Origin of the sequence: Streptomyces sp. NPDC001843 (assembly GCF_042891955.1) — a bacterium.
In the GTDB taxonomy this organism is placed as follows: domain Bacteria; phylum Actinomycetota; class Actinomycetes; order Streptomycetales; family Streptomycetaceae; genus Streptomyces.
In genome coordinates this window covers 323,565-349,592 of the sequence record NZ_JBIATQ010000007.1, presented here as the reverse complement: position 1 = coordinate 349,592, position 26,028 = coordinate 323,565, and the positions used below count along the sequence as shown (strand labels likewise).

At 69.0% G+C, this 26,028-nt stretch carries 16 protein-coding genes; 6 read left to right on the top strand and 10 right to left on the bottom strand.

The features are described from left to right. Positions 1-4: 4 nt before the first annotated feature. The 3 genes from ACFYZQ_RS20030 to ACFYZQ_RS20020 form a co-directional block, all read right to left on the bottom strand. Positions 5-259 (bottom strand): hypothetical protein, encoded by a 255-nt coding sequence (locus tag ACFYZQ_RS20030; RefSeq protein WP_389149176.1) that lies wholly within the window; start codon positions 257-259, stop codon positions 5-7. 780 nt (positions 260-1,039) lie between these two features. Continuing rightward, positions 1,040-7,891, bottom strand: a complete 6,852-nt coding sequence (locus ACFYZQ_RS20025) for a polymorphic toxin-type HINT domain-containing protein (protein WP_389149173.1) — start codon at positions 7,889-7,891, stop codon at positions 1,040-1,042. Between the two features lie 156 nt (positions 7,892-8,047). Then, positions 8,048-11,608 (bottom strand): LamG domain-containing protein, encoded by a 3,561-nt coding sequence (locus ACFYZQ_RS20020; RefSeq protein WP_389149170.1) that lies wholly within the window; start codon positions 11,606-11,608, stop codon positions 8,048-8,050. Positions 11,609-12,194: 586 nt separating this feature from the next. Between ACFYZQ_RS20020 and ACFYZQ_RS20015 the strand changes: the two genes are divergently transcribed. After that, positions 12,195-13,151 (top strand): D-alanyl-D-alanine carboxypeptidase family protein, encoded by a 957-nt coding sequence (locus ACFYZQ_RS20015; protein WP_389149168.1) that lies wholly within the window; start codon positions 12,195-12,197, stop codon positions 13,149-13,151. A 63-nt stretch (positions 13,152-13,214) separates the two neighbouring features. Here ACFYZQ_RS20015 and ACFYZQ_RS20010 read toward each other — a convergent pair whose 3' ends face one another. The 3 genes from ACFYZQ_RS20010 to ACFYZQ_RS20000 all read right to left on the bottom strand — a co-directional run bounded on the left by ACFYZQ_RS20010 (position 13,215) and on the right by ACFYZQ_RS20000 (position 15,331). Continuing rightward, positions 13,215-14,135, bottom strand: a complete 921-nt coding sequence (locus tag ACFYZQ_RS20010) for an LLM class F420-dependent oxidoreductase (protein ID WP_389149165.1) — start codon at positions 14,133-14,135, stop codon at positions 13,215-13,217. A 74-nt stretch (positions 14,136-14,209) separates the two neighbouring features. Beyond that, positions 14,210-14,680, bottom strand: coding sequence for a DUF6099 family protein (locus tag ACFYZQ_RS20005; RefSeq protein ID WP_389149162.1), 471 nt, complete (start codon positions 14,678-14,680; stop codon positions 14,210-14,212). 228 nt (positions 14,681-14,908) lie between these two features. Continuing rightward, positions 14,909-15,331 carry a VOC family protein gene (locus tag ACFYZQ_RS20000; protein ID WP_389149159.1) on the bottom strand — a complete coding sequence of 141 codons (423 nt, stop codon included), beginning with the start codon at positions 15,329-15,331 and terminating at the stop codon, positions 14,909-14,911. Positions 15,332-15,505: 174 nt separating this feature from the next. On the opposite strand from ACFYZQ_RS20000, the gene ACFYZQ_RS19995 reads away from it, so the two are divergent. Continuing rightward, positions 15,506-16,510 (top strand): helix-turn-helix transcriptional regulator, encoded by a 1,005-nt coding sequence (locus tag ACFYZQ_RS19995; protein WP_389149156.1) that lies wholly within the window; start codon positions 15,506-15,508, stop codon positions 16,508-16,510. A gap of 33 nt (positions 16,511-16,543) precedes the next feature. Here ACFYZQ_RS19995 and ACFYZQ_RS19990 read toward each other — a convergent pair whose 3' ends face one another. The 3 genes from ACFYZQ_RS19990 to ACFYZQ_RS19980 all read right to left on the bottom strand — a co-directional run bounded on the left by ACFYZQ_RS19990 (position 16,544) and on the right by ACFYZQ_RS19980 (position 18,795). Then, a complete protein-coding gene (locus ACFYZQ_RS19990) occupies positions 16,544-16,885 on the bottom strand; it encodes a nucleotide pyrophosphohydrolase (protein WP_389149153.1) in 342 nt (113 codons plus the stop codon). Next, on the bottom strand, positions 16,882-17,991 hold the full coding sequence (locus tag ACFYZQ_RS19985; protein WP_389149150.1) for an AAA family ATPase: 1,110 nt from the start codon (positions 17,989-17,991) through the stop codon (positions 16,882-16,884). The genes ACFYZQ_RS19990 and ACFYZQ_RS19985 overlap by 4 nt, the downstream gene beginning before the upstream one ends. Before the next feature lie 417 nt (positions 17,992-18,408). Next, positions 18,409-18,795: a cell division protein SepF gene (locus ACFYZQ_RS19980; protein WP_389149147.1), complete on the bottom strand. Its 387-nt coding sequence runs from the start codon at positions 18,793-18,795 to the stop codon at positions 18,409-18,411. Between the two features lie 264 nt (positions 18,796-19,059). Between ACFYZQ_RS19980 and ACFYZQ_RS19975 the strand changes: the two genes are divergently transcribed. Further along, on the top strand, positions 19,060-20,796 hold the full coding sequence (locus tag ACFYZQ_RS19975; protein ID WP_389149468.1) for a hypothetical protein: 1,737 nt from the start codon (positions 19,060-19,062) through the stop codon (positions 20,794-20,796). Positions 20,797-20,806: 10 nt separating this feature from the next. Here ACFYZQ_RS19975 and ACFYZQ_RS19970 read toward each other — a convergent pair whose 3' ends face one another. Beyond that, entirely contained in the window at positions 20,807-21,322 is a 516-nt protein-coding gene (locus ACFYZQ_RS19970; RefSeq protein WP_389149144.1) for a YceI family protein, read from the bottom strand. Positions 21,323-21,434: 112 nt separating this feature from the next. Between ACFYZQ_RS19970 and ACFYZQ_RS19965 the strand changes: the two genes are divergently transcribed. The 3 genes from ACFYZQ_RS19965 (at position 21,435) to scpA (ending at position 26,026) form a co-directional block, all read left to right on the top strand. After that, positions 21,435-21,929, top strand: coding sequence for a MarR family winged helix-turn-helix transcriptional regulator (locus ACFYZQ_RS19965; RefSeq protein WP_389149142.1), 495 nt, complete (start codon positions 21,435-21,437; stop codon positions 21,927-21,929). 114 nt (positions 21,930-22,043) lie between these two features. Next, entirely contained in the window at positions 22,044-23,852 is a 1,809-nt protein-coding gene (locus ACFYZQ_RS19960) for a methylmalonyl-CoA mutase family protein (protein WP_389149139.1), read from the top strand. Beyond that, a complete protein-coding gene (gene scpA / locus ACFYZQ_RS19955) occupies positions 23,852-26,026 on the top strand; it encodes a methylmalonyl-CoA mutase (protein ID WP_389149136.1) in 2,175 nt (724 codons plus the stop codon). Before ACFYZQ_RS19960 ends, scpA begins: the two co-directional genes overlap by 1 nt. Positions 26,027-26,028 lie beyond the last annotated feature (2 nt).

Sequence of the window (26,028 nt, the reverse complement as noted above, 5' to 3'; positions counted from 1 at the left end):
CCCTTCAGTTATCCGGATAGAACTGGCCCACTCGACCCCTGTTCATGCCTAGCACGTAATCGACGCCGTCGACGTCCCCGCGAACCTGATACATACCCTGACTTCCTCGCTGAATCAGCGTGTCGCGGTTCTGTTGCATGACTCGCCCGATAGCGTCTTGGACGTCATCAATATTCATACCCGACTCGAAGAAAGACTGCGTTGACTTCACCGAGCCATCCCAATATTTCGGGTGATGACGAGTGAGAATGTGCTCCATTCCCTTCTTATCGAGGAAGAAAGACTGGTCCCCGAACTGGAACCGCTGACTGTTCCAGTCCCGGAGAGCAGGAAGACATCCTCCACTGTTATGAACCAGAACCGGCGTCTGTCCAGCGAGTACATAGTACGTGTGCTACGCGAAGCCTTCGACCTGCCTTTTCGCTGGTCAAGTGCGGTTTGCTGGTCCGGTGACGTGCGTGGGCGTCCGTGGTTGTGCGGGGTTGTTGCCGTCGCCGTCGACACCCTTGGCAACGCCCTCGGTGCCCAAGACGACGGCCCTGATGACCCACCCGCCGCAGCCGTCGTCCGCTGACGTTGCCGTCACCGTTGCCGTCAAACACCCCAGAAGCCCCGCCAGAACGAAATCCGGCGGGGCTTCCCGTTCATGCTCGGAAGTAGATCCGATCAGATTCTATGAAATGACCATTCGGTCCACCTCTGGGAGTGAAGTCGGTGGCTCATCGCCATACCAGGCGTATTCAAGGCCGGACAACATTCCCGATTCAGTCCAGAGAATGACTTCGCCAACAAGCTCACCCCCCTCTTCGATAATCGTGCATGTTACCGGCACAACCCCACTTGGGATAGGAGCACGAGGTGCGTCATCGGTGACTCGCAGGTCAACACTCGCAGAATTGGATCCCCATAGGGCCACCACACGAACCTGATCAAGTTGATGACGGAGCTCTGCCGCTCCAGGGAGATCCACTTGCAGAATCCGCTCCACTACCGCCCGCTCCTTAGCGGTCAGTGGGCGGGGTTCAACGGGAACCCGCATCTACTTACCTCCAGGGAACTTATCGGGGTTGAACGCCGTGCCGATTCTTGGAACGCCGTTTACGACAGCTCCTCGAATAGTCACGTTCTCACCATCAATGACTCGACCCACTTCAAATCGCCCCGCTGCCGGAAGGTCGCTTACATCGCCCAGGCTGTCCACGATACGTCGCATTGCCTGCTCACGGCCGCCAGAACGAGCGACTAGGTCAGCGAAGCCGTGCTTCTCCGGATCGATAACATGCTCCAGTTTTGCTGGCGTACTCGCCGACTTGTAGGTCTCGTCCAGGATTTCCGGACAAAGTCCACCCGAATTGTGGACGAGAACAGGCGTGGCCCCCGCCAGCACATAGTACGTGTGCAGGTCCTGAACCGTGAGGTTGTAGGTCCGCGCCCGTTCGGTGAACGACCGGTTGCCGGTGACGATGACCGTGTCGCCGTCGTCCGTGCGCAGGGTCATGCCGGGCCTGAGTTTGCCGGCTGGGATCCAGTCGTGCTGGGAGGGGGACCAGAAGGGGTGTTCGTGTGTTGCGGTGAGCTTTTCGATGCCGTTCTCGGTGGCGATGGACAGCTCGTTGAAGTGCTTGTCGTCGTCGGTGACGATGCGGCGGCTGACCCGCTTGGAAACGGATTTACCGGTTTCCGGGTCGGTGGCCCGGACCTTGTCTCCGACCTTGATGTCCTCGATGTCCTTGGTCTTGCCGTTGGCCATCAGGACGTCCGTGCCGGCGAGGAAGCACTTGCATCCCTTCTTGACGACCTTGGCGATCCATTCCTCGACCGCCTTGGCACCCTTCCTCTTCAGCGAGTCGGGCACCAGCTTGAAGGCCTTGCCGAGGGGGAGGTCCGTGCCGGCGATGAGGCAGCTGGAGACACCTGAGCCGGAGAGGCAGTCCTTCCAGGCTGTCGGGTCTGGCAGGAAGGTGGTGGCGAGTGCCTTGAAGACCGTTTTCTGGGGCTTGAGGTTGTACGCCTTGAAGTGGATCGTCTTGCCCAGCGCCGGCAGGTCGCTGCCCATCTTGACGACGGTGTGCAGGTCACCTGACGAGGTGTACGCATAGTGGGTTTGCTCGTGGTGGTAGCTCCAGGTTCCGTCGCCGTTCGGGGTCATCCAGTCCCGGTAGGTGTCGCCACCGCGAGAGCAGCCCTCCTCGCAAAGGGTGATGGGCCTGAGGCCATCGGGATCGCTGAACGTGACGGGTGAATTGTTGGCGTAGCCGTAACCGTTGAGGGACTGGTGCTGGTCCAGGGTCAGGATCGGGTCGACGCTGACGAACTGGCCGAGGGACGGGTCGTATTCACGGGCGCCTACATGGGTCAGGCCGGTCGTGTCGTCGGCGGGCTTGCCGAGGAAAGCCTTGTCGTCCGGCCAGTCGGCTCCCTTGGGGCCGCGGGGTGCGCCGAACGGGGTCGAATAGCGCTTGGTGACGGCGTAGGTGTCGCCGTCGAGGGCGACGCTGGAGGTGCCGTGGTGGTCGCCGGCCAGGAAGTTCAGCTCTGTGCCGGCTACTCCGTCGGCGGCGGTACGGACGGCGATGGTCTGGCCGTTCGCCGTGTAGTAGCGCATGCCGGCCGCGGTCTTGGTGCTGCCCTTGACGGTGAGGTGGAGTTCTGTGCCACCGCCGAGGTAGAGGATGGTTTCGCCGTCGCCAGTGGCACGGCGGATCAGCAGCTCGCCCCCGGCGTCGTAGAGGTAGCCGGTCTGCTTGGATCCCTCGGTCAGCTTGGCGAGGTCCCCTTCGGCGCTCCAGGCCAGCGTCTGCTGGGTGGGCTTCTTCGTCTTGGGGTCGATGGCTCCGGGCCGTGTGAGGGTGTTGCCGCTTGCGTCGTAGGTGTAGGTGCCGGCGCGGGCGCCGGTGGTCTCGTCCAGCGTGTGCGGCTTGGTGTCGCCGCTGCCGTCGTAGGTGTAGGTCGTGGTCTTGTCACCGGCCGCGATGTGCTGGGTCTCCGTTTTGCGCTGGCCGGCGTCGGTGTAGGTGTACGACGTCCAGTACGGTGCCGCGCCGGCGAGGTTGCCGGTGGTGCGTCCGGAGACCGCGCAGTCCGCGGTTTTCGGGGTCCAGGCCTGGGTGAGGCGCCGGTTGCCGTCGTAGGCGAAGCACTGATAGTCGGCCTTGCCGGTGCCGCCCTGGGTGGAGGTGTCGAAGACGGAGGTGACGTTGCCGGCGTCGTCCTGGGTGAACTTCAGCTCCTGCGGCATGTAGCCGTGCACGTCGTCGGTGACGAAGGAGCGGGTGAGGCGGCGGGTGCCTTCCTCGTAGTCGAAGTTGACGTAGGCCTTCTTCGCCGAGGAGGAATCACTCTTGCCCAGGGTGTGCTGGCGCAGGTCCCCCTCGGGCGAGAACGCGGCACCTTCCAGGTAGCCGGTAGTGCCGTGAGAGGTGAGCTGATGGCCGAAGGCGTCCGGCTCGTAGGAGACCGTTTCGGCCGCCAGCCCGCCCACCGCGGGGACGGAATAGGAGTGGACGCTGCCGTCGACGTTGTAGCTCGTGGTGAACGACAGTTTGTTCTTGACGTACTTGCCGGTGACCAGTGGCTCGTCGTCGGGCAGGAGCAGGTCGCTGCCCTTCACGTGATACATGGGATCGTAGGCGGTGACCTTCTGGGTGTAGGCCTTGCCCTGCACACCGCCGACGTACCGGGTTGCGGTGTCCTGCTGCCCCTTGGCGAGCTGGTCGAAGCCCCAGGCGGCGAGCTTGTTGGCGTCCGTCTTTTCCTTCTGCCAGAGACCGGTCTTGCGACCGAGTCGGTCGTAGCCGAACAGCAGCTTCTTGGCCGCGTCGTCGTTCGGCGTGGTGCTGACGACCTGGTCGAGGTCGTCGTACTCCGTTACGGTCTTGCCCTTGTCCGGGTCGTTCGCGCTGACCTGCCGGCCGAAGAGGTCGTAGGTGTAGGTCCACTCGCTCTTGTCGGGCCCGGTGATGGTCTTCTGCTGACCGGCGGGGCTGTAGGTGTAATCGGTCGTGGTGAAATCGGTGCCGGTCGGCTGCGGCCCGGCGTACTCGCGGCGCTGGGTGAGCTGGCCGAGAGCGTCGGTCACCTGTGCGACGGCCTGGCCGCCGGCCGGCGCGCTGGTGGCGACGGTGTCGCCGGTGTAGGTGGTGACGGCGCTCCAGCGCGTGACGCCATGGACCTTCGTCACCGCCGTCGTGGGCCGGCCCGCACCGTCGTAGCTGGTGTCCGTCTGGATCGGGGCCGCACCGCCGTCGATCTCCTGCGGCTTGGAGCTGGGCAGAGACTTGCTGTCCCAGACGTCGGCCTGCTGACTGACCGCCAGACCACGCGAATCGTACTGCGTCAGGGAGATCAGCCGACCCCTCTGCGGAGTCGGCGTCTGGACCTGGCGCGAGCGCAGCAGGGAGTCATAGAACTCGTAGGAGGTGTTGTAGCCGGAGCCGTTGGCGCTGAGGGTTCCGCTGGCCACCCACGACATGTCCTTGGCGCTGCTCGTGAGGTGGTAGTCGTAGACGTAGTTGGGCTCGGCGTTCAGTACCTTCAGCCGGTTGGGCAGCCACACCTTGGTGACACGGCCGAGGCTGTCGTACTCGCTCTCGGTGACCTTGTCGTTGGGGTCGGTGACCTTCAGCTCGGCTCCGGTCGCGAAGTCCAGGGTCGAGGTGGTCTTGTGCTTCTCGGCGTTCTCGACCGACGTCGACGTCAGCGGGCCCGTTTCCTCGGGCACGTAGGAGGTCGACGAGACCTCGAGATCGTTGGTGTCCTTGACGACCCCGGGACGCCCGAGGGCGTCGTAGGTCGTGGTGGACACCTTCTGCCATGCGGGCGCGTCGGTCCCGCTGTAGGCCTTGGCGCGTCCCGTCCAGGTGGCGTCGCCCTTGGTGGGCTTCTGCGTCGGCGTCCAGGTGGGGCTGGTGGTGTCGTCGTACACCGTCGCGGTGTCGGAGATGACATCGCCCGGCCTTTTGGCGTCCGCGGGCAGGTCGAGTGCCGCGTCCTCGGTCGTGCACGGCTTGGCCACGACGCGGGTCCGGGAGACGAAGGAGTTGATGCCCTTGTCGTCATTGCGGGCGTACCAGGTGCGGGTGCACTTCTCGTCGCCCTTGACGGCGTCGTCGCCGTCGTCCTCGACCGTCTCGGCCATGCCGAAGTCGTCGTAGGTCGTCTTCTCGGTGCGGACGCGGTCGACGGGGTTGAGCTTGCTGGTGATGTTGGTGCGGGTATGGGTGGCAGCGGTGCGGACGTAGTACGCCTCTGTGTCCGCGTAGGACTTGTGCTGGGTCGCGGTCCGCTTGGACCACGGGTCGTTGACGCTGCCTCCGACCTCCGCATCCCCGTTGTAGGTGACGGTTTCGCGGGTGAATCCCGCATAGGGCTCGGAGTCGGTGATCTCGTCGGCTTTGATCCCGGACACCTTGACCGTCTTACGCTTGTCAGGGTCCGGGGTCTTGCCGTCGGAGCCGAGGACGCGGTCGCCGTTCATACCGCGCAGGTAGACCGTGGTCTCCTTGCTCTGCGTGCCGGTCGAGGTTCCGGTGAGCCGGGTGACCTGCTGGTAGCCGCGCCAGACGGACCAGGTGCGCTCCTTCTCGGGAGTCATCGGGTCTTCGTTGTAGTGCCAGGCGCCACCTGCGGCAGATCCGCTGCCGCCGTACCGGTAGGTGTACTGGAGAGCCTCGGATCCGCCCTGCGGGTCGTTCGTGGAGACGGAGCTGACCGGGTACTTCTGAAACCAGTCGAGCCTGGGGTCCTTCTCGCCGTTGGGCGACCAGTACACCGGGTAGCAGCGCTTGGTGTTCTCGTCCACCTTGGGCTTGCTGCCACTGGCGGTGCAGTCGGCGTCGAGGTAGTTGACGATGGTGTGTGCGCCGGTCTCGGAGGCGACCATCTTCAACCTGGGCTTGTTCAGCGGCAGGATGCCATCTCTCTTGCCGTCGACCCGGTTGGGCATCATCACGTGGTCGAACTTGACCGGATCCAGCGAGAGGTCGGTGCCGCGCTTGCCGGTGTGCTTGATCTCGTCCAGCCACAACGACTGGTCGGTGGAGTCACCGGTGTCGCCGGGGTCGAGATAGAGCTGCTTGAGCGTCCAGGCATCCACCGGCTCGAAGGCCGGAGTGGGGGCGGCAGCGTTCCACGCGTAGGTGGTGATGGCGGTCAGTCGCTTGCGGGTGAAGAACGCCGGGTTGACGTTGCCGTCGCACTTGTCGCCGTCCTTGCAGATCGCGTCGAACGGCACGTCCGGCCAGTTGTCCCGCGTGTCCTTCGTCAGCTTGTCGCAGCCGTCGCCGGAGGCCAGGCACCGTTCGTCGTAGCTGAAGACGACCTTGTCCGAGGCGGCCGGGGAGGCGGAGAACAGCTTGCCGGCGCGCTGGCCGTAGCGGATCTCCTTCAGGTATCCGCCGCGGACGTAGTCGGTGCCGGTGTTCTTGTCCCCGAGCTTGTCGTAGTTGTTGTGTTCGGCCGCGTACCAGTACGTGGAGGCGTTGCCGTGGGTGTCCTCGACATAGTCGAGGTTCCAGCGCCAGGCCTGCGGCTTGGCTCGCCCGGCGAAGGAGTCACCCGCGCTGTAGCCGGGCTCTCCCTCGTCGTCACCGAAGACGGGCACCGTCCATACGGAGTCGGTGTGGTCGTCCTTGCCGGCCCCGTCCAGCTTGTTCAGGCCGAAGACGAACTTCGTGCCGTCGCCGGTGACGACGGTCCAGTACTCACCGTCGTCGTCATCGTTGTCCGCGCCGGTGGAGTGGGTGACGGTGGAGGCGTCATCGTCCTTGAGCCGCCACTTGCCCGTCTCGTCGTCCTTGACGAGCTCGGTGGCCTTGCCGTTCAGCACGAGGGAGGCGTTGTCGTACTTCCAGCACAGGTCGTACTTCTTGTCCTGGCCGTCGTCGTCGCAGGAGCCGTACTTTCGCTCGATGAACGAGGAGGTCAGGTCGAAACCCGTACCGACTTGACTGCCTTGGTTGTTGGAGTTCGCCGTCTGCCCGTCGACTGCAGCGGAGTTGTACGAGATCGACAGGTCGGGCTGAGGTCCGGCGGCGGCCGGCGGCACGCGCAGCGGATAGGACCAGGTGAACGAACCGGAGGAACCGCCCGCCTCCCACGTCGACGCCGGTGACAGCGGCGTCGCCTGATAACTGCCGGCCCCCGACTGCGCCCCTGCCGCAACGGCGAGCAGCATCGGCCGACTGCGAGGGCCGAAGGTCACCGGGGCGGAGATGCTGTCTTTCTCCCGGTTGTTCACCGCATCCAGCGTGGTGCGCTTGCCGCACTTCGCGGCGTCGGCGTCCTCCAGGGCGCAGGCGTCCAGGCGCTGTAGCTGGAGGCGTCCGGCCCAGTCGCCTCCATAGGCGGAAGCGAACGCCGAATAGTCGACACCCAGTCGGGCCTTGCCACCTGTGGTGGGACCGGTGATCTTGAGGACCACGCCCTTGACGCCGAGAGCGGCTGTTTCTCGCTGGCTAAGGACCTCGACGTTGACGGTATCGGCCTGTTTACCGCTGCCGGTAGCGGATGCTGTGACAGGCAGTGCACCGGGGGCAGCCCTGACCATGCCCTTGTCGGGAACGGTCAGCGATGCCTTTCCGGCCTTCGGCCAGGTGACCTCGCGCCGTTGATCGTGGCGGGCTCTGGCGGCCGCGGCCTGGTCGGCCCACTCTGCCTTCTCCACCTCGGCCGCCGCCTGCTTGTTGAGCTGGGCGGTGAAAGGGCGGACCTTCGTGGCCTGTGCGGGGTTCAGATCGGGGCGGCCCAGCGGAGCGGTGCCGGCCGCGAAGACGACCGGGGTCAGCAGACTGGGCAGTAGTGCCAGTCCGGTGGTGACCGCGATACGGCGGGACCACGGTCTCACCCTGCTTTCGCGGCCGGGCGAGGGCCTGGGTATGCCAAAGGAATTCATCGAGAGAAATTGCTTCCTGAGTGGCGCCCCGCTGTGTCACGCCGGGCGCGTGCGTTGAGGAGATGGACAAACGAAAGGCCGGTGGCACCTTCGGGTGCCGGGCCCGAGCGGCCCGCTCCGTGCCGCGAGCCGCTCGGGAGAACGCCTGCCTTCGACTCAGTCGCTGTCGGGAGTGTCCATGACCTGGGAGCGAATCTGCTGCTCGTCCAGGGCGCCTGTCCACACTCGCAGCGATGCGAGGGAGCCCGGCAGGTAGTAGCCGGTAGTCCCCCCTGCGGAGCCACGCCCCGCAGAGATCGCACCGTTGCCGTGCTGGACAGCGGAGAACGTGAAGCCGTCGTCGGTGACCTGCTCGTCTCCGCCGACGAACAGATGCAGTCGGCCCATCTGGGTGTCCTCGTCGGACGCCTCGTCCGCCGGGTCGGTCCACTGCGCGTCGTAGACGCAGGTGACGTCCACCGTGGTGTTCAGCTCGGCCAGGTCCGTCGCCGCCACTGCCGCGCTCTGGGTGACCTTGCCGTCTGCTCCGACGGCGGTACGGGTGCACTTCCACTGGTAGGACGAGGTGTCGGTCTTGACCACCCACAACGCCCACGAGGACTCACCGCCAGACGCCTGCTGTCCCGCGACCTGGGCCTGGTAGCCGACCGGCTTGGCCGTCAGGCCCTCGCCATCCAGGCGCACCCGTGCGGAGGCGGTGAACGAACCGGTCTCGTCCGTCACCGGTCCGGCCGCCGAGGCGTAACCCGAGCTCCCGTCCAGGACGAGGGCAGTGTCGTGCTCCTCATCAGCGCCGAGGGTTGCGCCCTTCGGCGATACGGTCAGTGCCGGAATGCCGTAGGGGGACATCTCCTTGACCTGACTGCCCGTCGAGGAGGTGGCGTCCCAGTCGGCAACCAGCTCACTGGCCGCTGTGCCGTTCTCCTTCAGGGTAGCCTCCTGGGCGATCTGCTCGGGTTGGAGGGCGTATTGCCAGACGGCGGCCTCGTCGATGCGGCCCCGGAAATACTCCCCGAAGTCCCCACCCACCAGGGAGCGGCCGAACTGCAGCCCCTGCGTCGACGTCCACGGCTGATAGGCGGCCGACACCTCGTTCAGCACAACCGGCTTGCCCTGCGGGCGGCCGTTGACGAACAGCTGAATGGTGTCATTCGTCTTGTCGGCATCGCCCTGGGTGTCGAATACAGCGGCGAGGTGCGTCCACACACGCAACGGTGGAGGTCCGGCGTCCGCGACCGACCGCACATACACCGCCTTGTCCTTGACGTCCCCAGCCGTACGGTTGAACACCCACTGCTTCAAAGAGGCGGAGTAGTAGAGCGCGAACGCCGACCCCGATGTGCCCGGAGCGGAGAGCACCACCTGGTTCTGCGATGCATCCGTCTGGAAGACCCAGGCCGAGACGGTGAAGGAATCCTTGGTGTTCACCGCAGCCGTTTCCGTGGCCGCGTACCCGGCGCGCTGGTTGTCGTCGGATCCGTCGTTCAGCCACAGCGAGTAGTCGGCGTTGCCGCGCCGGGCCAGTCCGGACCACCCGGCTCCCGCGGTGTGCAGGGTGGCGTCGTGGCGGGTGCCCTCCGTCGCCGTGTCCTTCGCCAGCGTCTTGCCGGAACCCGGAGCGGCGTCGTCGAAGTGCCAGCGCCCGACCTCGCCCTGCGCGGGAGCCACCTTGAAAGCGAACTCCGCCGGAGTGCCCCACCGGTCGTGGACGTCCTTGGCCACCACCGACAACACCTGCGTCCCGCCGAGCGGCGGTGTCACATCGCTGACCTTGACCCCGTCCTTGGTGTCGCCCTTGACTTCCCTTGCCTTGGTCGTCAGCAGCCTGTACCGGTAGGCCGTGATGTCGGTGTGGCCCTTCGAGTCGACGTCAGTGGCGTTGGGCTGGAACCTGAACGAACCAGGGACGCCCGGACCGCCCTTGCCCTCACACACCGCATCGCACGCGGTGTAGGGGCTGCCGACCGTGATGCGGGGCGCCTTCGGAGCCTGCGAATCGATCTTGAAGTAGCACCAGGAACTGTACGGCGACCACAGATCGCCGCTCTTGCCGTCATAGGACCAATGCGACTGCGTACGGGCCCTGTACCGGTACAGACCGCCCTCGGCGCGCGGGCTCATCGTCAGGTTCTCCGGCTCCCCGTACCCGTCCCAGCCCTTGTCGGGCGCATGCCCCGACCACACCTCGTGCCACGCGGCATCATCTCCGCGCTCCACCACGTACTCGGCCTGAAGCGATGCCGCGTTCTCTCCTGTACGCGGCTTCACCTGCGTCTTCACAACGGCGTGGACCTTGGGGATGGTCACGGTCGCGGTCAGCGGCTTGGACGCGGACTTGTTGCAGTACGCCGTCTTGCCCGTCCCCGGGATGACACCGACGTCGCCGGGCACGCCCGGCTTGTAGCCGTAAACCACCTGCAGCTCGGCGCTGTCGTCGAAACGCTTCCAGGCGCGCGTGTCTCCCTCGTCGTGAGCGCGCAGCATCAGAGTAAGCCGGCTGAATTTGCCGGCCGCGAAGGAACGGACCGTACTGGTGAGGTTCTCGTCCTTCTCCCCGGCGCTGTCGTTGAACTCGACCCACTTGGCAGGCTGGTCCGGGTGACACAGATTGCCGCGGCCCGCCGCCACCTTCTGGTCCCCCATCAGATCCAGCTGCTTCGGACCGGGCCAGCGGGTACCTTCCGAGATGTTGTCGGTACGCACCAGGTCCACCGTGTGCGCGTCACAGTTGAACGACCAGGTCTCTTTCGCCCGGAAGGTGGCGTCCAGGATGTGCTTCCCCGCCATGTGGGTCGGTGCGAACTCGAAATACATGCGGTCCACGTAACCGCCACCGCAGTAGTAGCCGTCAGCGTTCCCGCACCTGCCGACCCCCTTGGCACCGTCGAACATCCAGAACTTGTCACCGTCCGAGGAGATCTTCGTGCGCTTCGTGGTCCCCAGGCCCACCGGCGGGTCGATGTACACGGGATAGACGGTGTCCTTGCCACGCAACAAGCCAAGGTCCGGGTGCACGGCGACCGCGTCGTCATCGACCTTTACCGGCAGCGTCGCGGTGGCATCACCCTCCCCCGGCTGTGACGGGTCGGCAGATGCACCGCCGGTGTTCGCAGTCGCGGTGCCGGTGCTGCGCACCAGCTGGGTCTGAGAACCAGAGCCTGTATCCCCGGCGGAGTCCCACATCTGGCCCGCGGGTCCCCTGAAGACGGCGTTGCCGTCCTCGTCGACGGCCCGCAGTCCCCCGCCGGCGCCCGGCACCACAGCAAGACCGTCACCCGATGCCGCGAGCTTCACCTGCTCCAGCGCTGGGTTCTCGGCCGCCTGAGCCGTCTTGACGACCAGGACTTCACGGTAGCCCTCGGCAGTCGCCGTCAGCTGCAGATCCACACCGTCGAACACATCGGGGTACGTGGCGGTTGCACCGTCCAGCTTCGGCTCGGGCAGCGTATCGCTCCAGCCCAGGGTGACCGACCGGCCGTCCTTGCCAAGACGGATCATGTCCGAACCCGGACCACCGCCGGAGAACGACAGGTCCACCACCGCGCCCCTGGGTGCGATGCGTCCGTCCGCACGACGTACCAGGACCGGATCGACCGCTCCCCAGTTTCCGTCCTTCTCCCTCACCCGCTGCGGAGTCGTGGACTGCGTCAGCGTAAAGGAACCGTCCGGATTCGCCGTCGTCGTGGAGTACTCGGTACGATCCGCCGTCACCTCCACTGGCTCCCCGGACGCCTGTGCCTGTGCCGATGCGGTCGATGCATCCGGCGGGGCGGATGAGGCCTCGGCCCCGGATGCTGCGTTCCCCGCCGCTGTGGGCAACACGGGCAGTACGGAGAGCACCAGCGCAGCGGCTACGCCCCCGAGGATTCTGCGCCCGCACCCTCGTGGCCTTTTCACGGGCGCCACGGAACCCCACTCCGATTTCACGGAGTTTCCCCCATATATGGAATTTGTAAAGCGGTCGTAAACAGTAAAGGCTCACCCAACCGTCATGGTCAACCGGGTGTGTCACAGCTCACGCACAGGTGGCCCAAGGCGCGTTTCGCCTTACGTGCGAGGCTTTCTGACCATTCATCACATGCGAAACGTAACGAGTTTCAGCCACAAGGCCGTCGCATACTGAGCCGCGACCGAGAGCGATCGGCTACGTCGGCAACGCTGGTCCCACGGGCCGGTGATGGATAGCGCAGTTCCTGCACAAGTCGTGCACAGCGCGGTCGTGTGATCTCCGTTATGGCCGCCGGGCCTTGGACCTGATGAAGTTTGATGCTCCGTCAACTGACCACTGACAGAAGGGGGAACGATGTTCATCGACCAGAGTGCCCGGGTGCGTCGGAGAGCCGCCGTCGCGGTGGCGGCCGGGGCCGTCCTGGGTGCGGGGGTCCTCGCGACCGCTCCCGCCCAGGCGGCCACGGCGCCGTCCGCTGCTACCGTGGCACGGGCCGCCGCGGCGGCGCCGCAGGTGTCGGCCCAGGGCGCCTACGCCATGAACACGGCCACCGGCAGGCAGCTCTTCGGCAAGGCGCCGAACGGACGCCTGCGGACCGGCTCCACCACGAAGATCATGACGGCGCTCGTGGTGCTGTCGCAGCGGAATGTGAACCTCGACAAGAAGGTCAAGATCAAGAAGGAGTACACCGACTACGTCATCGACCCGGTGACACATGCTCAGCGCTACTCCAGCGCGAAGCTGATCCTCGGCGATTCGATGAAGGTGGGCGACCTGCTGTACGGCCTGCTGCTCCCGTCGGGCTGTGACGCGGCCTACGCGCTGGCGGACACCTACGGTACGGGCTCGACGACGGCCCAGCGGACCAAGTCGTTCATCGCCAAGATGAACAGCAAGGCGAGCGAACTGGGCCTGGCGAACACCCACTTCGACTCCTTCGACGGGGTGTCCAACGGGAACAACTACTCCTCGCCGCGGGATCTGGCCAAACTGGCCGGGGTCGCGCTGAAGAACAAGGCCTTCAAGAAGGTCGTCGGCACCAAGGTCTACGACGACATGCAGTCGTACCGACCCGGCGGCGGGACGCACGCCATGGCCCCGTGGAAGAACTCCAACAAGCTCCTCGACACGTACCGGGGCGCGTTCGGCGTGAAGACCGGCTCCGGGCCGGAGGCGCAGTTCTGCCTGGTGTTCGCCGCCACCCGCGGCTCCAAGACGGTCGTGGGCACCATCCTCGCCGACACCAGCGCGGACCAGCGGTTCAAGGACGCGGCCAAGATCCTCGACTACGGTTTCGCACAGCGCGGCTGAACGGCAGCGGCAGGCCGGCCCCGGGACTCGCGAGTCGGGTTCCGGGACCGGTGGGCCGGGCCGCTATGACAGCTGGGACTGGACCTCGCTGGAGATCAGCTCGAGGTGGTCGAGGTCGGCGAGGTCGAGGATCTGGAGGTAGATGCGCCGGGAGCCGATCTCGGCGTAGCGGCCGATCTTGTCGACGACCTCGGCGGGGCTGCCGGCGAGGCCGTTGGCCTTGAGTTCGTCGACCTCGCGGCCGATCGCGGCGGCCCGGCGGGCGACCTCCTGGTCGTCCTTGCCGACGCAGACGACGAGGGCGTTGGAGTACGTCAGCTCGTCGGCGCGGCCGGCTGCCTCGGCGGCGGCTCGGACCCGGCCGAACTGCTGCTCGCTGTCCTCGACCGATCCGAACGGCATGTTGAACTCGTCCGCGTACCGGGCGGCCAGCTTCGGGGTGCGGGTCGCGCCCTGGCCGCCGATCAGCACCGGGATCCGCTGCTGGGCGGGCTTGGGCAGCGCGGGCGAGTCGGTGAGGTCGTAGTACGTGCCGTGGAAGTCGAAGGTGTCGCCGAGCTTGGTCTGCCACAGCCCGGTGACGATCGCCAGCTGCTCCTCGAGGCGGCCGATCTTCTCCTTCGGGAAGGGGATGCCGTACGCCTTGTGCTCGTCCTCGTACCAGCCCGCGCCGAGGCCGAATTCGATCCGGCCGCCGGACATCTGGTCGACCTGGGCGACCTGGATGGCGAGGACGCCGGGCAGCCGGAAGGTGCCGGCCGTCATCAGGGTGCCGAGGCGGATGCGCTTGGTCTCACGGGCGAGGCCGGCCAGGGTGATCCAGGCGTCGGTGGGGCCGGGCAGGCCGTCCACCTCGCCCATGTGGAGGTAGTGGTCCGAGCGGAAAAACGCGTCGAAGCCGAGCTCCTCCGTGGCCTTGGCCACGGTGAGCAAGGTGTCGTAGGTGGCCCCCTGCTGGGGCTCGGTGAAGATTCGAAGGTCCATGGTTCCATCCTGCACGGCGGCGGCCGCTTCAGTCCTGCCCGGGGGCCGTGCCGTGCGGATGCCGGGTCATGGCTTCAGCCCGGCTCCCGCTCCGGCAGCGCCGCCTCCCTCGCGGCCAGCTTTCTGAGCATCTCCAGGACGCGGTCCCGGGACTCGTCCGCCGCGTCGATGGCCTCCATGCACTGCCAGTACGTCGCCTCGTCGGCCGCGGCGCTGGCGATGCCGACGAGTGCGATCCCGACCTCGCCGAGCAGGCCGCCGAGGCAGAGCAGCGCCTCGCGGGCGTCGTCCAGCTCGGTGAGCCGGGCGGCACGCAGGTCGGCGGGGTCCAGCGCATAGGTGTCCAGGACACCGCAGCCCCGGCCCGCCAGCTCGGTCAACCCCAGGGCTTCGCCACGCAGTTCGGGCGGGCCGGAGACCGCGAGACGGCTGCCGATCGCCTGGGCCAGGGCCTGTGCCTGCCACACCTCCGTCAGGATCTGCGCCGCCTCGCCGCCGACCGCCAAGGCACGCCTGCTCGTCACGATGAGTCGCACCGCGTCCATGCGCTGCCCCCGTCCGTCCGACGTGCTCTCACACGTCCGTCCGCCCGTACTCACCTTGTTCACTACCCAGAGTGAAGTGGCTTGAGACGAAAAGCCAGTGGAAGACGGAAATCTGCGGACAACAATTCGGATTCGGTGCGCTCTTCGACTCCGGAAAGTAATAGCGGAATGTGATATTCCGTCGGATGGCGCTATGTGCTCGGTGCTGCCGCGGGTGCGCGTCCCGGCTCAGCCGTTGTAAGGGGCGGTGACGTCCAGGACCCAGGTCACTCCGAAGCGGTCGGTGAGCATGCCGTAGAGCGGCGCCCACGGCGCGGGTTCCAGGGGACGCACCACCGTCGAGCCCTCCGCGAGCTTCTGCCACAGGGCGTGGATCTCGTCGGTGTCGGTGCCGCGTACGGAGACGAAGAACGGCTTCTCGCCCTGGTTCCAAGGGAGTTGGGACGGCACGTCGTAGGCCATGACGTGGAAGCCGTTGTCCGCGACCACCTCGCCCCACATCACCCAGTCCGCCTCGTTCTCGTTCTGTACGTTGCCCGCGTCCTTGTACGTGACGGCGACGGTGCGCCCGCCGAAGACCGACTGGTAGAAGTCCAGCGCCGCGGACGCGGAGCCCCGGAAGTTCAGGTGTGTGGTGGTCGTGACGGACATGGCCAGCTCCTCGCGTTCGGTGTGTCGAATGTGCGCCGCCGGGATCGCCGGGCGCAGGGCGCGGCGGCCGTGACCTGGGGTGACGGCCTCGTGGTGGCCCCTTGGCGGCTGTGGGACCACCTTGGCAGGGGTAGCGGACAGGACGTGTCCTGTACTCCGGGCAGAATGGCACGCATGCAGAAGACGTCCTCGCGACTGCTGGCACTGCTCTCACTCCTCCAGACCCACCGTGACTGGTCCGGAGAGGATCTTGCCGAGAGACTGGAGGTCACCCCGCGCACGGTGCGCCGTGACATGGACCGTCTGCGGGAGCTCGGTTACCCGATCCTGGCCTTCAAAGGGCCTGCCGGCGGTTACCGCCTGGACGCCGGGTCCCAGCTGCCCCCGCTGCTGTTCGACGACGACCAGGCCGTCGCGCTGGCCGTGGCCCTGCAGACCGCCGCGGCCGACACCACGATCGGTGCGGACGCCGCCCGCGCCCTGGCGACCGTGCGCCAGGTCATGCCGCCCCGCCTGCGCCACCGCATCGACATGCTCCGCCTCACGGCCCTCCGGTCACCCGAGGGCGCCGACACCGCACCGGCCGACTCCAAGGTGCTGCTGGAACTGGGCAACGCCGTCCGTGCCCAGGTCGAGCTTCGCTTCGACTACGAGCGGGACCACATCGCCGTCGACGAGCGACCCCGCCGGACGCAGCCCCACCACCTGGTCACCTGGCGCGGCCGCTGGTACCTGCTGGCCTGGGACCTCGACCGCGGGGACTGGCGGACGTTCCGCGTGGACCGCATAGTCCCTCGCACTCCCGTCGGCCCCCGGTTCACCCCGCGCGAACTTCCCGGGGGCGACGTGTCCGCCTTCGTCATCAGCCGGTTCCGGGGTTCCGACGGCACCACGACCGACTGGCCCTGCCGAGGTGAGGTCGTCCTCGGCCTCCCCGCCACCGCCGTGGCTCCCTTCGCCCGGGACGCGATCGTCGAGGAACTCGGCCACGACCGCTGCCGGCTCACCCTGGGCTCCTGGTCATGGACCGGCCTGGCCGCCGCCATCGGCCGCTTCGACACCGACATCGAGGTCGTCGGCCCGCCCGAACTGACCGCCGCGTTCACGCGCCTCGCCACCCGCTACGCCGGCGCCGCCCGCGCGGCCCACCCGTCCGACGCGCCGGACATCGGTGCGTGATGCCCGATGCGCTCGGGCCGGGTGAGCTGGGGCCTACGCGCCCCCGTCGCCCGGTGCCGGGAACCTCTGCTCGTTCCGGTCGATCTTGGCATCCAGGGCGGTCAGCGGGTCGATGCCGAGCACCTCGCAGAGCTGGAGCAGATAGGCGAGCACGTCGGCGACCTCGTCGGTGACGCGGTGCGCGGTGCCGGGGTCATCCATGACGCGGGCCGACTCCTCGGGTGTCAGCCACTGGAAGATCTCGACCAGTTCGGAGGCCTCCACGCTGAGGGCGGCCACGAGGTTCTTGGGGGTGTGGTACGGCTGCCAGTTCCGGGCGGCCGCGAACTCGGCCAGCCGGCGCTGCAGTTTCGCCACGTCCAGGGGTTCCGTCACGGGTTCAGGTGTACCACCGTCACGCCCTCCGCCCCGGTGGCCCATGACGCGTCCCCGACCGTCCCGAGGAGGCGGATGTGCCCGGCCCCGCTCGTCCACGCCGCGAGCCGCAGCAGTTCCGCACGCTGTCCGGCGTCCAGTGCCCGGTCCAGTCCGTCGGCGAGGACGGTGAGCGTGCGCAGGGCCGCGGGCACCTCGCCGGGCGGGTCGACGTCCAGGACGCCGGGGCCGGTGAGCAGGACCAGGGCCAGCGCCAGGAACCTGAGCTCGCCGTCGCCGAGCCGGCCGAGTTCGGTGACGATGCCGTCACCCCGGTCGAGCACCGCGCGGACGGTCCCGTCGCCCAGCGGTTCGGCGAGCAGGTCGCGGACGGGGCCGGCGCATCCGGCGCGCACCGCCGCGACCAGCCGGGCGTGCCGCCGGCCGCACTCCGCGCGGGTGCGCCACAGGACGTCGGCGAGGTTGTCGCAGCCGGGCAGGAGCCGTCCGTGGCCCATCGGGACCGCGGTGCGCATCCGGTCGGGCCGGGGGTCGCAGGCGAAGACGGAGCGCAGGGCGACGACCATCTGCTCGGCGGCGGCGAGCACCCGGCGCTGTCCGTCCGTCTTGCCGGCCACCCGCAGTGGCAGGAGCGGGGTGCCGAGCCGGTCGTCGGGGAGCGGGGCGCGGGTCACCGGCGCGGAGCCCGCCGTGTGCCAGGCGGCCTGCACCGTCCTGCGTCCCGGATCGCGCAGCGCCGTCTCGAGCAGGACCAGCCCGCCGGCCGTCAGCCGCTCCCCCACGATGCGCAGTTCGGGTTCCGCCTGCACCGCGACGTCGAGCCGGACCGGGCCCTCGGCGCCGTCGGCCGTGCAGCCGATGCGGAAGCCGCGGCGCCGCTGGGCGTCGGGACGGGCCCGCTCCGGCACACAGGCGGCCGGGTCCGGGAACGCCTCCGCGAGCGGGGCGCCGTTCCCGAGCCGGGCCAGCGCCTCGTAGGCCCGCAGCGCCGTCGACTTGCCGCTGCCGCTGGACCCGGTGAACAGGGTGAGCGGCCCGAGCGGGAACCCGGCCCGCCGGTGCCCCGCGAACGCGGACAGCCGCAGCTCGGTGAGGTGCGGCCGCACGACGGGGCTGGGCCCGGGGGGCCCAGCGGGCTGAGCAGGCCGAGCGGACCCGGCGGCCCCGGAGGGCCGGGTGGACGCGACGGACCCGGAGGGCCGGGCGGACGCGACGGGCCCGGGGGGCCGGGTGGACGCGACGGGCTCGGCAGGCCCGGAGGACGCCGCGGGCTCGGCAGACCCGGCGGCGGACTCGGCAGACCCGGCAAGCCCTGCGGACGACACAGGCCCGGCAGACCCGGCCGACTCGGTAGGCCCGGGCGACTCGGCGGACACGGACGGCACGGAGCGCACGGACGGTACGGAGGACACGGAAGGCGTGGAAGATGCGGACACGTCCGGACCGTAGGGCCGTGCCGGTGCGGCGAACCGTTACCTCTCGTGGACCTTCCTACGATCGGGGGACCGGGCGGGGTGAACCCCTCAGCCCGACACCCCCACACCCTCCATCAGCCCGCTGACCTCGGTTCCGGGCGGGGTGAGGAGGAACACGTTCCGGTCGACGCGGTGCATGCCGCTGCCCAGGCCGAAGACCACGCCGGTGCTGAAGTCGAGGACGCGCTTGGCGACGTCCGTCTCGGCACCGGACAGGTCGAGCAGGACGGGCGCGCCCGCCATCACCGTCTCGGCCACGTCGCGGGCGTCCGCGAACACGTTGACCCGCAGCACCACGAACCGGCGGCGGGTCTCGGTCTCCGCCTCCGGCAGGGAGCGGTGGTTCACCGCGGACGGCCAGGCGTCACGGCCCCGCAGCGGCACGACCTGGGCGAGCCCCTCCCACTGTTCATCGGTGACGTCGTAATGGTTCACCGGCTGCCCCCGACCTGACTCGCACTCATTGCCTGCACCGGTCAATTCTTACGCCAAGTCACCCGTTCGGCCCAACAGCGACACGAAGCGCGACCGCCTCTCGCGTTCCGCCGTACCGTATTGCCGGATATACCCGAAATCGTCGAGCGGTGGCACCTCCCCCGGTTCCTGCCGGGTCGAGGCTTCTTACTGCCCTCACACCGGACTCTTCACCTCCGCCCGCACCCCGCTCACCGCCTCCGATTACCGTCCGCTCTCGTGCACTTGGCAGAAACGCAACGAGTGACGCCCGGCCGGCGGATCCAGTCGGCGGTGTCCATCGACCCGGACTCACCCGCGCAGTGGCACCGCGTCCTGACCGTCCTCGCCGATGTGAGTCTGTTCATCGGCACCCGGACGGTGTGGACGCAGGCGGCCACGCACCGCCCGGTGCTCGCGGCCGTCATCTCCGTCTGCTACGCGTCGATCCTGGCGACCGGCGTGCTGGCGCTGACGGTCCGCCGGTCCCGCTCGCTGGCGCGGCTGGACCTGCTGGTGCTGGTGACGGCGGTGACGCTCGCCCTGTGCACCTGGGCGCTGAACCACGGCGGCGGCGACGAGGCGGTCCTGACCACCCAGGCCGCCAGGGAACTGGTCGACGGGCACGCGATCTACGGACAGCCCTGGCCCTGGCTCTTCACCGGCAACCACAACGTGGCCCTCACCCCGACCGTGGACGGCGGCTACGACTTCACGTACGGCTATCCCCCGCTGGCCCCGCTGCTGACCGCGCCCCTGCTGTGGCTGGGGCACGGCGCCGCCGCCGCGACCGCGGCGAGCACCGGCGCGCTGATCGTCGGCGCGGTCGCGCTGTGGCGCATGCTGCCGGTGCCGTGGCGGTCGGCGGCGACGATGGCCTGTCTGGGCTTCGGCTTCCTGCCGACGTACGCGCGGCTCGGCTATCCGGCGATCATCGCGCTGGTCCTGCTGATTCCGGTCGTGGTGCGCTGGCCTCGGATCGGAGTGGGCGGGCGGCTCGGCGCGGCGGGGATCGCGCGGGCCGCGTGCCTGGGGGCCGCCTGCGCCGCGCAGCAACTGCCCTGGTTCCTCACGCCCTTCCTGCTGGCCGGGATCTACGCGGTGCGCCGCGGCGAGCTGGGCGGCCGGGCGGCGGCGCTGGTGGTGCTGCGGGTCGCCGGGATCGCGGCCACCGTCTGGCTGCTGATCAACACGTACTTCATCGTGCACGAGCCGGGTACCTGGCTGGCCGGGATCGCGCTGCCGCTGACGCAGGGCGCGGTGCTGCACGGGCAGGGCCTGGTGGGCGTGTCGCTGTACCTGACCGACGGCAGCGACCGACTGGACTGGTACAGCCACGCGAGCATGCTGCTGGCGGCGGCCCTGCTCGCGCTGTTCATGCTGTTCGTACGGCGGCTGGGCCCGGCGGCGACGGTCCTGCCCTGGTGCGCCTTCTACCTGGCGACCCGCTCGCAGGACGGCTACTACCTGATGATGACCCCGCTGTGGCTGGCGGCGGCGATCACCACGCCCTTGTCGGACTTCGCGGGGGCCTGGCAACCGTGGCCCCAGCAGCTTTCCGGATCGCACCGGCGGACGGCCCGGATCGCGGCGGGCGGGCTGCTGCTCGCCCCGGCCCTGGCCTGTGCGGCCGTGGCGGTGACGGGCACCCCGCCGCTGCGGATGGCGGTCACGTCGGCGCACACGGTGTCGGCGCACACGGTCTCGGCGGTGACCGTGCGGGTGACCAACAGGGCGGACGACGCCCTCACCCCGCACTTCATGTTCACCACGGGCCAGGGGATGAGCCAGTACTGGACACTGGCGCGGGGTCCGGCCACGATCCCCGCGCACGCCACGGCGACGGTCGAACTCCGGGCGCCCCACGGGCGGTTCACGGTTCCCCGCCGGGCCACCCGCATCCGGCTGCGCGCCTTCACGGCGACCCCGCAGACGCTGTCCAGTCAGGATGTGCGGCTGGCCGGGACCGGCAGGGACGGCTGAGCACCCGCGCTCAGGCCTCGGCCCTGGTGAACCGGAGCGCGGCGGTCACCGTGGTCAGGCCGCGCATCATGCCCAGCTGGTTCCAGCCCATGCCGAACTTGTCGCGGTCCACGGTGAACTCCGCCTCCACGGTGAGCGCTTCGGCGTCGGCGGCGGTCAGGCGCGCGGTGAAGGAGACCGGCCTGCTGATGCCCCGCACGGTCAGCTGACCGGTGACCCGCACGGTGTCGCCGTCGAGGCGGTCGGCGCCGCGGACCGCGAAGGTGATCTCCGGGTGGTTGTCGGCGTCGAAGAAGTCGGCGGATCGCAGGTGGGTGTCGCGCTTGGCGTGGCCGGTGTCCACGGAGGCGGCGTCCAGGGTCACCGTGCCGGTGGCGGAGCCGTCGGGCCGGACCTCGCCCCGGCCTCCGGTCGCGGCGAGGGCGCCCTTGACGGTGACCAGGCCCCAGAAGGTCTTGTGCCGTACGGCGACGGTGGAGGCGGTCGGATCTAGCTGCCAGAGGCCTGTTTCGACGGCGACGGTCATGGTCGTACTCCTGTCATCACAGCGGTCGCGCAATGTCCGAAAGGTGGTCCAAATTTGGATGAGCCCACGCTAGCCGATAATTCAAAATTGGACAACGGTTAGACTCGACGGTATGGCCGAGCCTCTCGACGACCCCGCCGACCAGCCCGAGTGCCCCTTTTCGCAGGGCGGCGGGCTGCTTCCCGACGAGCTGCGCACCTGGATGGTCCTGCTCGCGGCGACGGGCGCGGTGGAGCAGCGGCTGCGCTCGGTGGTGAAGGAGACCCTCGACGTCTCGCACGACGAGTTCCTGATCCTGTGCCTGCTCGCCGAGCAGCCGGAGGGTCTGCGCATGACCCGCGTCGCCGATCTCCTCGGCCGCCCCAAGACCCGGCTCACCTACCAGATCGCCTGCCTGCAGCACTCCGGTCTCGTCACCCGCAAGTCCGTGTGCGGCGACAAGCGGGGCGTCGAGGTCGCCCTCACCGAGAAGGGCCGGGGGCGGCTGCGGGAGGCCTCCGCCCGGCTCTCCGAGACCGTCAGCCGGGCCCTCACCGAGACCATCGGCCCTGCCCAGCGCGCGGCCCTGAGCGCACTGGTTCCGGACCTCGCGGACGACGCCCCCTGACCTGCGGAAACCGGCCGTCCGGCGCTGACGAGGCACAGGTCACAGTCGACGCGAGGGCAACGTCACAACCCCTGCTCTGCTGTCGCTTAAGCCCTCTGCCCTAGCATCCGAGCCATGACGGTCCTGCCTGACGACGGGCTCTCACTGGCCGCCGAGTTCCCTGACGCGACACACGAGCAGTGGCAAGCCCTGGTCGAGGGCGTGCTGCGCAAGTCGGGCAAGGAAGTCTCGGGCGCGGCAGCTGAGGACGCCCTGTCCACGACGCTGGAGGACGGGCTGCGCACCCGTCCCCTGTACACCGCGCGCGACGGCGCGCCCGACCCCGGCCTGCCCGGCTTCGCCCCGTTCGTGCGCGGCGGCCGCCCCGAGGGCAGCACCGCGGGCGGCTGGGACGTACGCCAGCGGCACGCGGCGACCGAGGACGGCGCGGTCCTGACCGACCTGGAGAACGGCGTCACCTCGCTCTGGCTCGTGCTCGGCGAGGGCGGCATTCCCGTGTCCTCGCTCGGCAAGGTGCTCGACGGTGTCCTCCTCGACCTGGCGCCGGTCGTGCTCGACGCCGGCCGGGACGTCGAGGCCGCGGCCGGGGCCCTGCTGCGGCTGCACGAGGAGCGGGGCGTGGACCCCAAGGCGGTGCGCGGCGGCCTGGGCGCCGACCCGCTCGGGTACGAGGCCCGCACCGGCTCCCCCCTGGACTTCGCGCCGGTCGCCGCGCTCGCCGTCCGCTGTGCCGAGTCCCACCCCGGGCTGCGCGCGCTGACCGTGGACGCGCTGCCCTACCACGAGGCGGGCGGCTCGGCCGCGCAGGAGCTGGGCCTCTCCCTGGCGACCGGTGTGGCCTATCTGCGGGAGCTGACCGGGGCGGGTCTCACCGTCGAACAGGCGCTGGGGCAGCTGGAGTTCCGGTACGCGGCCACCGCCGACCAGTTCCTGACCGTCGCCAAGCTGCGCGCGGCCCGCCGGCTGTGGGCGCGGGTGGCCGAGGTGTGCGGGGCGCCGGGCGCGGGCGCGCAGACGCAGCACGCCGTGACCTCGCCGGTGATGATGACCCGCCGCGACCCGTGGGTGAACATGCTGCGCACGACGGTGGCCACGCTGGCCGCCGGGGTCGGTGGCGCCGACGCCGTCACCGTGCTGCCGTTCGACCACGCCCTCGGCCTGCCGGACGCGTTCTCCCGCCGTATCGCCCGCAACACCTCCACGATCCTGGTCGAGGAGTCCCACCTGGCCCGGGTGATCGACCCGGCGGGCGGCTCCTGGTACGTGGAACGGCTGACCGACGAACTCGCCGAGGCCAGTTGGGCGTACTTCCGGCGGATCGAGGGCGACGGCGGCCCGGCGGCCGCCCTGCGCTCCGGCCGGATCCGCACGGACCTGGCCACGACCTGGGCGGAGCGCTCCAAGAAGCTCGCCAAGCGACGCGAACCCGTCACCGGCGTCAGTGAGTTCCCGCTGCTGGCGGAGAAGCCGGTGGAGCGCGCACCCGCGCCCGAGCCACCGTCCGGCGGGCTGCCGCGGGTGCGCCGCGACGAGGCGTACGAGGAACTGCGCGCCCGCTCCGACGCCCACCTCGCGGCGACCGGCTCCCGTCCCCGGGTCTTCCTGGCGACGATCGGCTCGGCCGCCGCGTACACCGCGCGCTCGACCTTCGCCGCCAACCTCTTCCAGGCGGGCGGCATCGAGCCGGTCACCGAGGGCCGGTTCGAGGACAGCGGCGCCACCGAGGCCGTGCTGTGCTCCAGTGACGCGCTGTACGAGGAGCAGGCCGAGCAGGCCGCCGAGTTCCTGAAGACCTCGGGCGCCCGGCACGTGTTCCTGGCGGGCCGGCCCGCCGAGTACGCAGGCGTCGACAGTTACGTGTTCGCGGGCTGCGACGCCGTCGCCGTGCTGTCCGCGACCCTCGACCGCATGGGAGTGTCCTGATGGGAATCCCCGACTTCGCCGGCATCGAGCTGGGGACGCCCGTCGCCGACGGCAGTGCCGAGGAGTGGCGTACGGCCGTCAAGCGGGCGACCGGGACCGAGGAGCCGCTGTGGGAGACCCCGGAGGGCATCGGGGTCAAGCCGCTGTACACCGGGCGTGACCTGGAGGGCCTGGACTTCCTGGGGACGTACCCGGGCATCGCGCCGTACCTGCGCGGCCCGTACCCGACGATGTACGTCAACCAGCCCTGGACGATCCGCCAGTACGCGGGCTTCTCCACCGCCGAGGAGTCCAACGCGTTCTACCGGCGGAACCTGGCGGCCGGTCAGAAGGGTCTGTCGGTCGCGTTCGACCTGCCCACGCACCGGGGTTACGACAGCGACCACCCGCGGGTGACCGGCGACGTCGGCATGGCGGGTGTGGCGATCGACTCGATCTACGACATGCGGCAGCTCTTCGACGGGATCCCGCTGGACCGGATGACCGTGTCGATGACGATGAACGGCGCCGTGCTGCCGATCCTGGCGCTGTACATCGTGGCGGCCGAGGAACAGGGCGTACCGCCCGAGAAGTTGGCCGGGACCATCCAGAACGACATCCTCAAGGAGTTCATGGTCCGCAACACCTACATCTATCCGCCGAAGCCGTCGATGCGGATCATCTCCGACATCTTCGCGTACACCTCGCAGCGGATGCCGCGCTACAACTCCATCTCCATCTCCGGCTACCACATCCAGGAGGCCGGTGCGACGGCCGACCTGGAGCTGGCGTACACCCTCGCCGACGGGGTGGAGTACATCCGGGCGGGCCGGGAGGCGGGCCTGGACGTGGACGCGTTCGCGCCGCGGCTGTCGTTCTTCTGGGCGATCGGCATGAACTTCTTCATGGAGATCGCGAAGTTGAGGGCGGCCCGGCTGCTCTGGGCCAAGCTGGTCTCGCAGTTCGAGCCGAAGAACTCCAAGTCCCTCTCCCTGCGCACCCATTCGCAGACCTCGGGCTGGTCGCTGACCGCGCAGGACGTGTTCAACAACGTGACGCGCACGTGTGTGGAGGCGATGGCGGCGACGCAGGGCCACACCCAGTCGCTGCACACCAACGCCCTCGACGAGGCCCTCGCGCTGCCCACCGACTTCTCGGCGCGCATCGCCCGCAACACCCAGCTGCTCATCCAGCAGGAGTCGGGCACGACCCGGGTGATCGACCCGTGGGGCGGCAGCGCGTACGTGGAGAAGCTGACGTACGACCTCGCCCGCAAGGCCTGGCAGCACATTCAGGAGGTCGAGCAGGCGGGCGGCATGGCTCAGGCGATCGACGCGGGCATCCCGAAGCTGCGCGTGGAGGAGGCGGCGGCCCGTACGCAGGCCCGGATCGACTCCGGGCGGCAGCCGGTGATCGGCGTGAACAAGTACCGCGTCGAGAACGACGAGGCGATCGAGGTCCTCAAGGTCGACAACTCCTCCGTACGCGCCCAGCAGATCGAGAAGCTGCGGCGGCTGCGCGCGGAGCGGGACGAGACCGCCTGCCGGGACGCGCTCGACGCGCTCACCCGGGCCGCCGACGGCGACGGCAACCTGCTGGAGCTCGCGGTGCACGCGGCCCGCGCCAAGGCGACCGTCGGTGAGATCTCGGACGCCCTGGAGAAGGTGTACGGCCGGCACGCGAGCCAGATCCGTACGATCTCCGGGGTGTACCGCAACGAAGCAGGCCAGTCCCCGAACGTGGACCGCACCCGTGCCCTGGTGGACGCCTTCGAGGAGGCCGAGGGGCGCCGGCCGCGCATCCTGGTCGCCAAGATGGGCCAGGACGGCCACGACCGCGGCCAGAAGGTGATCGCGACCGCCTTCGCCGACCTCGGCTTCGACGTCGACGTCGGCCCGCTGTTCCAGACCCCGGAGGAGGTCGCCCGCCAGGCGGTCGAGGCGGACGTGCACGTGGTCGGGGTGTCCTCGCTGGCCGCCGGTCACCTCACCCTCGTACCGGCGCTGCGCGAGAAGCTCGCCGAGGAGGGCCGGGAGGACATCACGATCGTGGTCGGCGGGGTGATCCCGCCGCAGGACGTGCCGGTGCTGCTGGAGATGGGCGCGGCGGCCGTGTTCCTGCCCGGGACGGTGATCCCGGACGCGGCCCACGACCTGGTGAAGCGGCTGGCGGCCGACCTCGGCCACGAGCTGTAGGC

Coding starts and splice junctions, on each gene's coding strand:
- ACFYZQ_RS19995 (WP_389149156.1), top strand. CDS start 15,506: ATGCAGAAGACGTCCTCGCGACTGCTGGCACTGCTCTCACTCCTCCAG.
- ACFYZQ_RS19970 (WP_389149144.1), bottom strand. CDS start 21,322: ATGACCGTCGCCGTCGAAACAGGCCTCTGGCAGCTAGATCCGACCGCC.
- ACFYZQ_RS20010 (WP_389149165.1), bottom strand. CDS start 14,135: ATGGACCTTCGAATCTTCACCGAGCCCCAGCAGGGGGCCACCTACGAC.
- ACFYZQ_RS19960 (WP_389149139.1), top strand. CDS start 22,044: ATGACGGTCCTGCCTGACGACGGGCTCTCACTGGCCGCCGAGTTCCCT.
- ACFYZQ_RS20015 (WP_389149168.1), top strand. CDS start 12,195: ATGTTCATCGACCAGAGTGCCCGGGTGCGTCGGAGAGCCGCCGTCGCG.
- ACFYZQ_RS20030 (WP_389149176.1), bottom strand. CDS start 259: ATGGAGCACATTCTCACTCGTCATCACCCGAAATATTGGGATGGCTCG.
- ACFYZQ_RS20005 (WP_389149162.1), bottom strand. CDS start 14,680: ATGGACGCGGTGCGACTCATCGTGACGAGCAGGCGTGCCTTGGCGGTC.
- ACFYZQ_RS20025 (WP_389149173.1), bottom strand. CDS start 7,891: ATGAATTCCTTTGGCATACCCAGGCCCTCGCCCGGCCGCGAAAGCAGG.
- ACFYZQ_RS19965 (WP_389149142.1), top strand. CDS start 21,435: ATGGCCGAGCCTCTCGACGACCCCGCCGACCAGCCCGAGTGCCCCTTT.
- scpA (WP_389149136.1), top strand. CDS start 23,852: ATGGGAATCCCCGACTTCGCCGGCATCGAGCTGGGGACGCCCGTCGCC.
- ACFYZQ_RS20000 (WP_389149159.1), bottom strand. CDS start 15,331: ATGTCCGTCACGACCACCACACACCTGAACTTCCGGGGCTCCGCGTCC.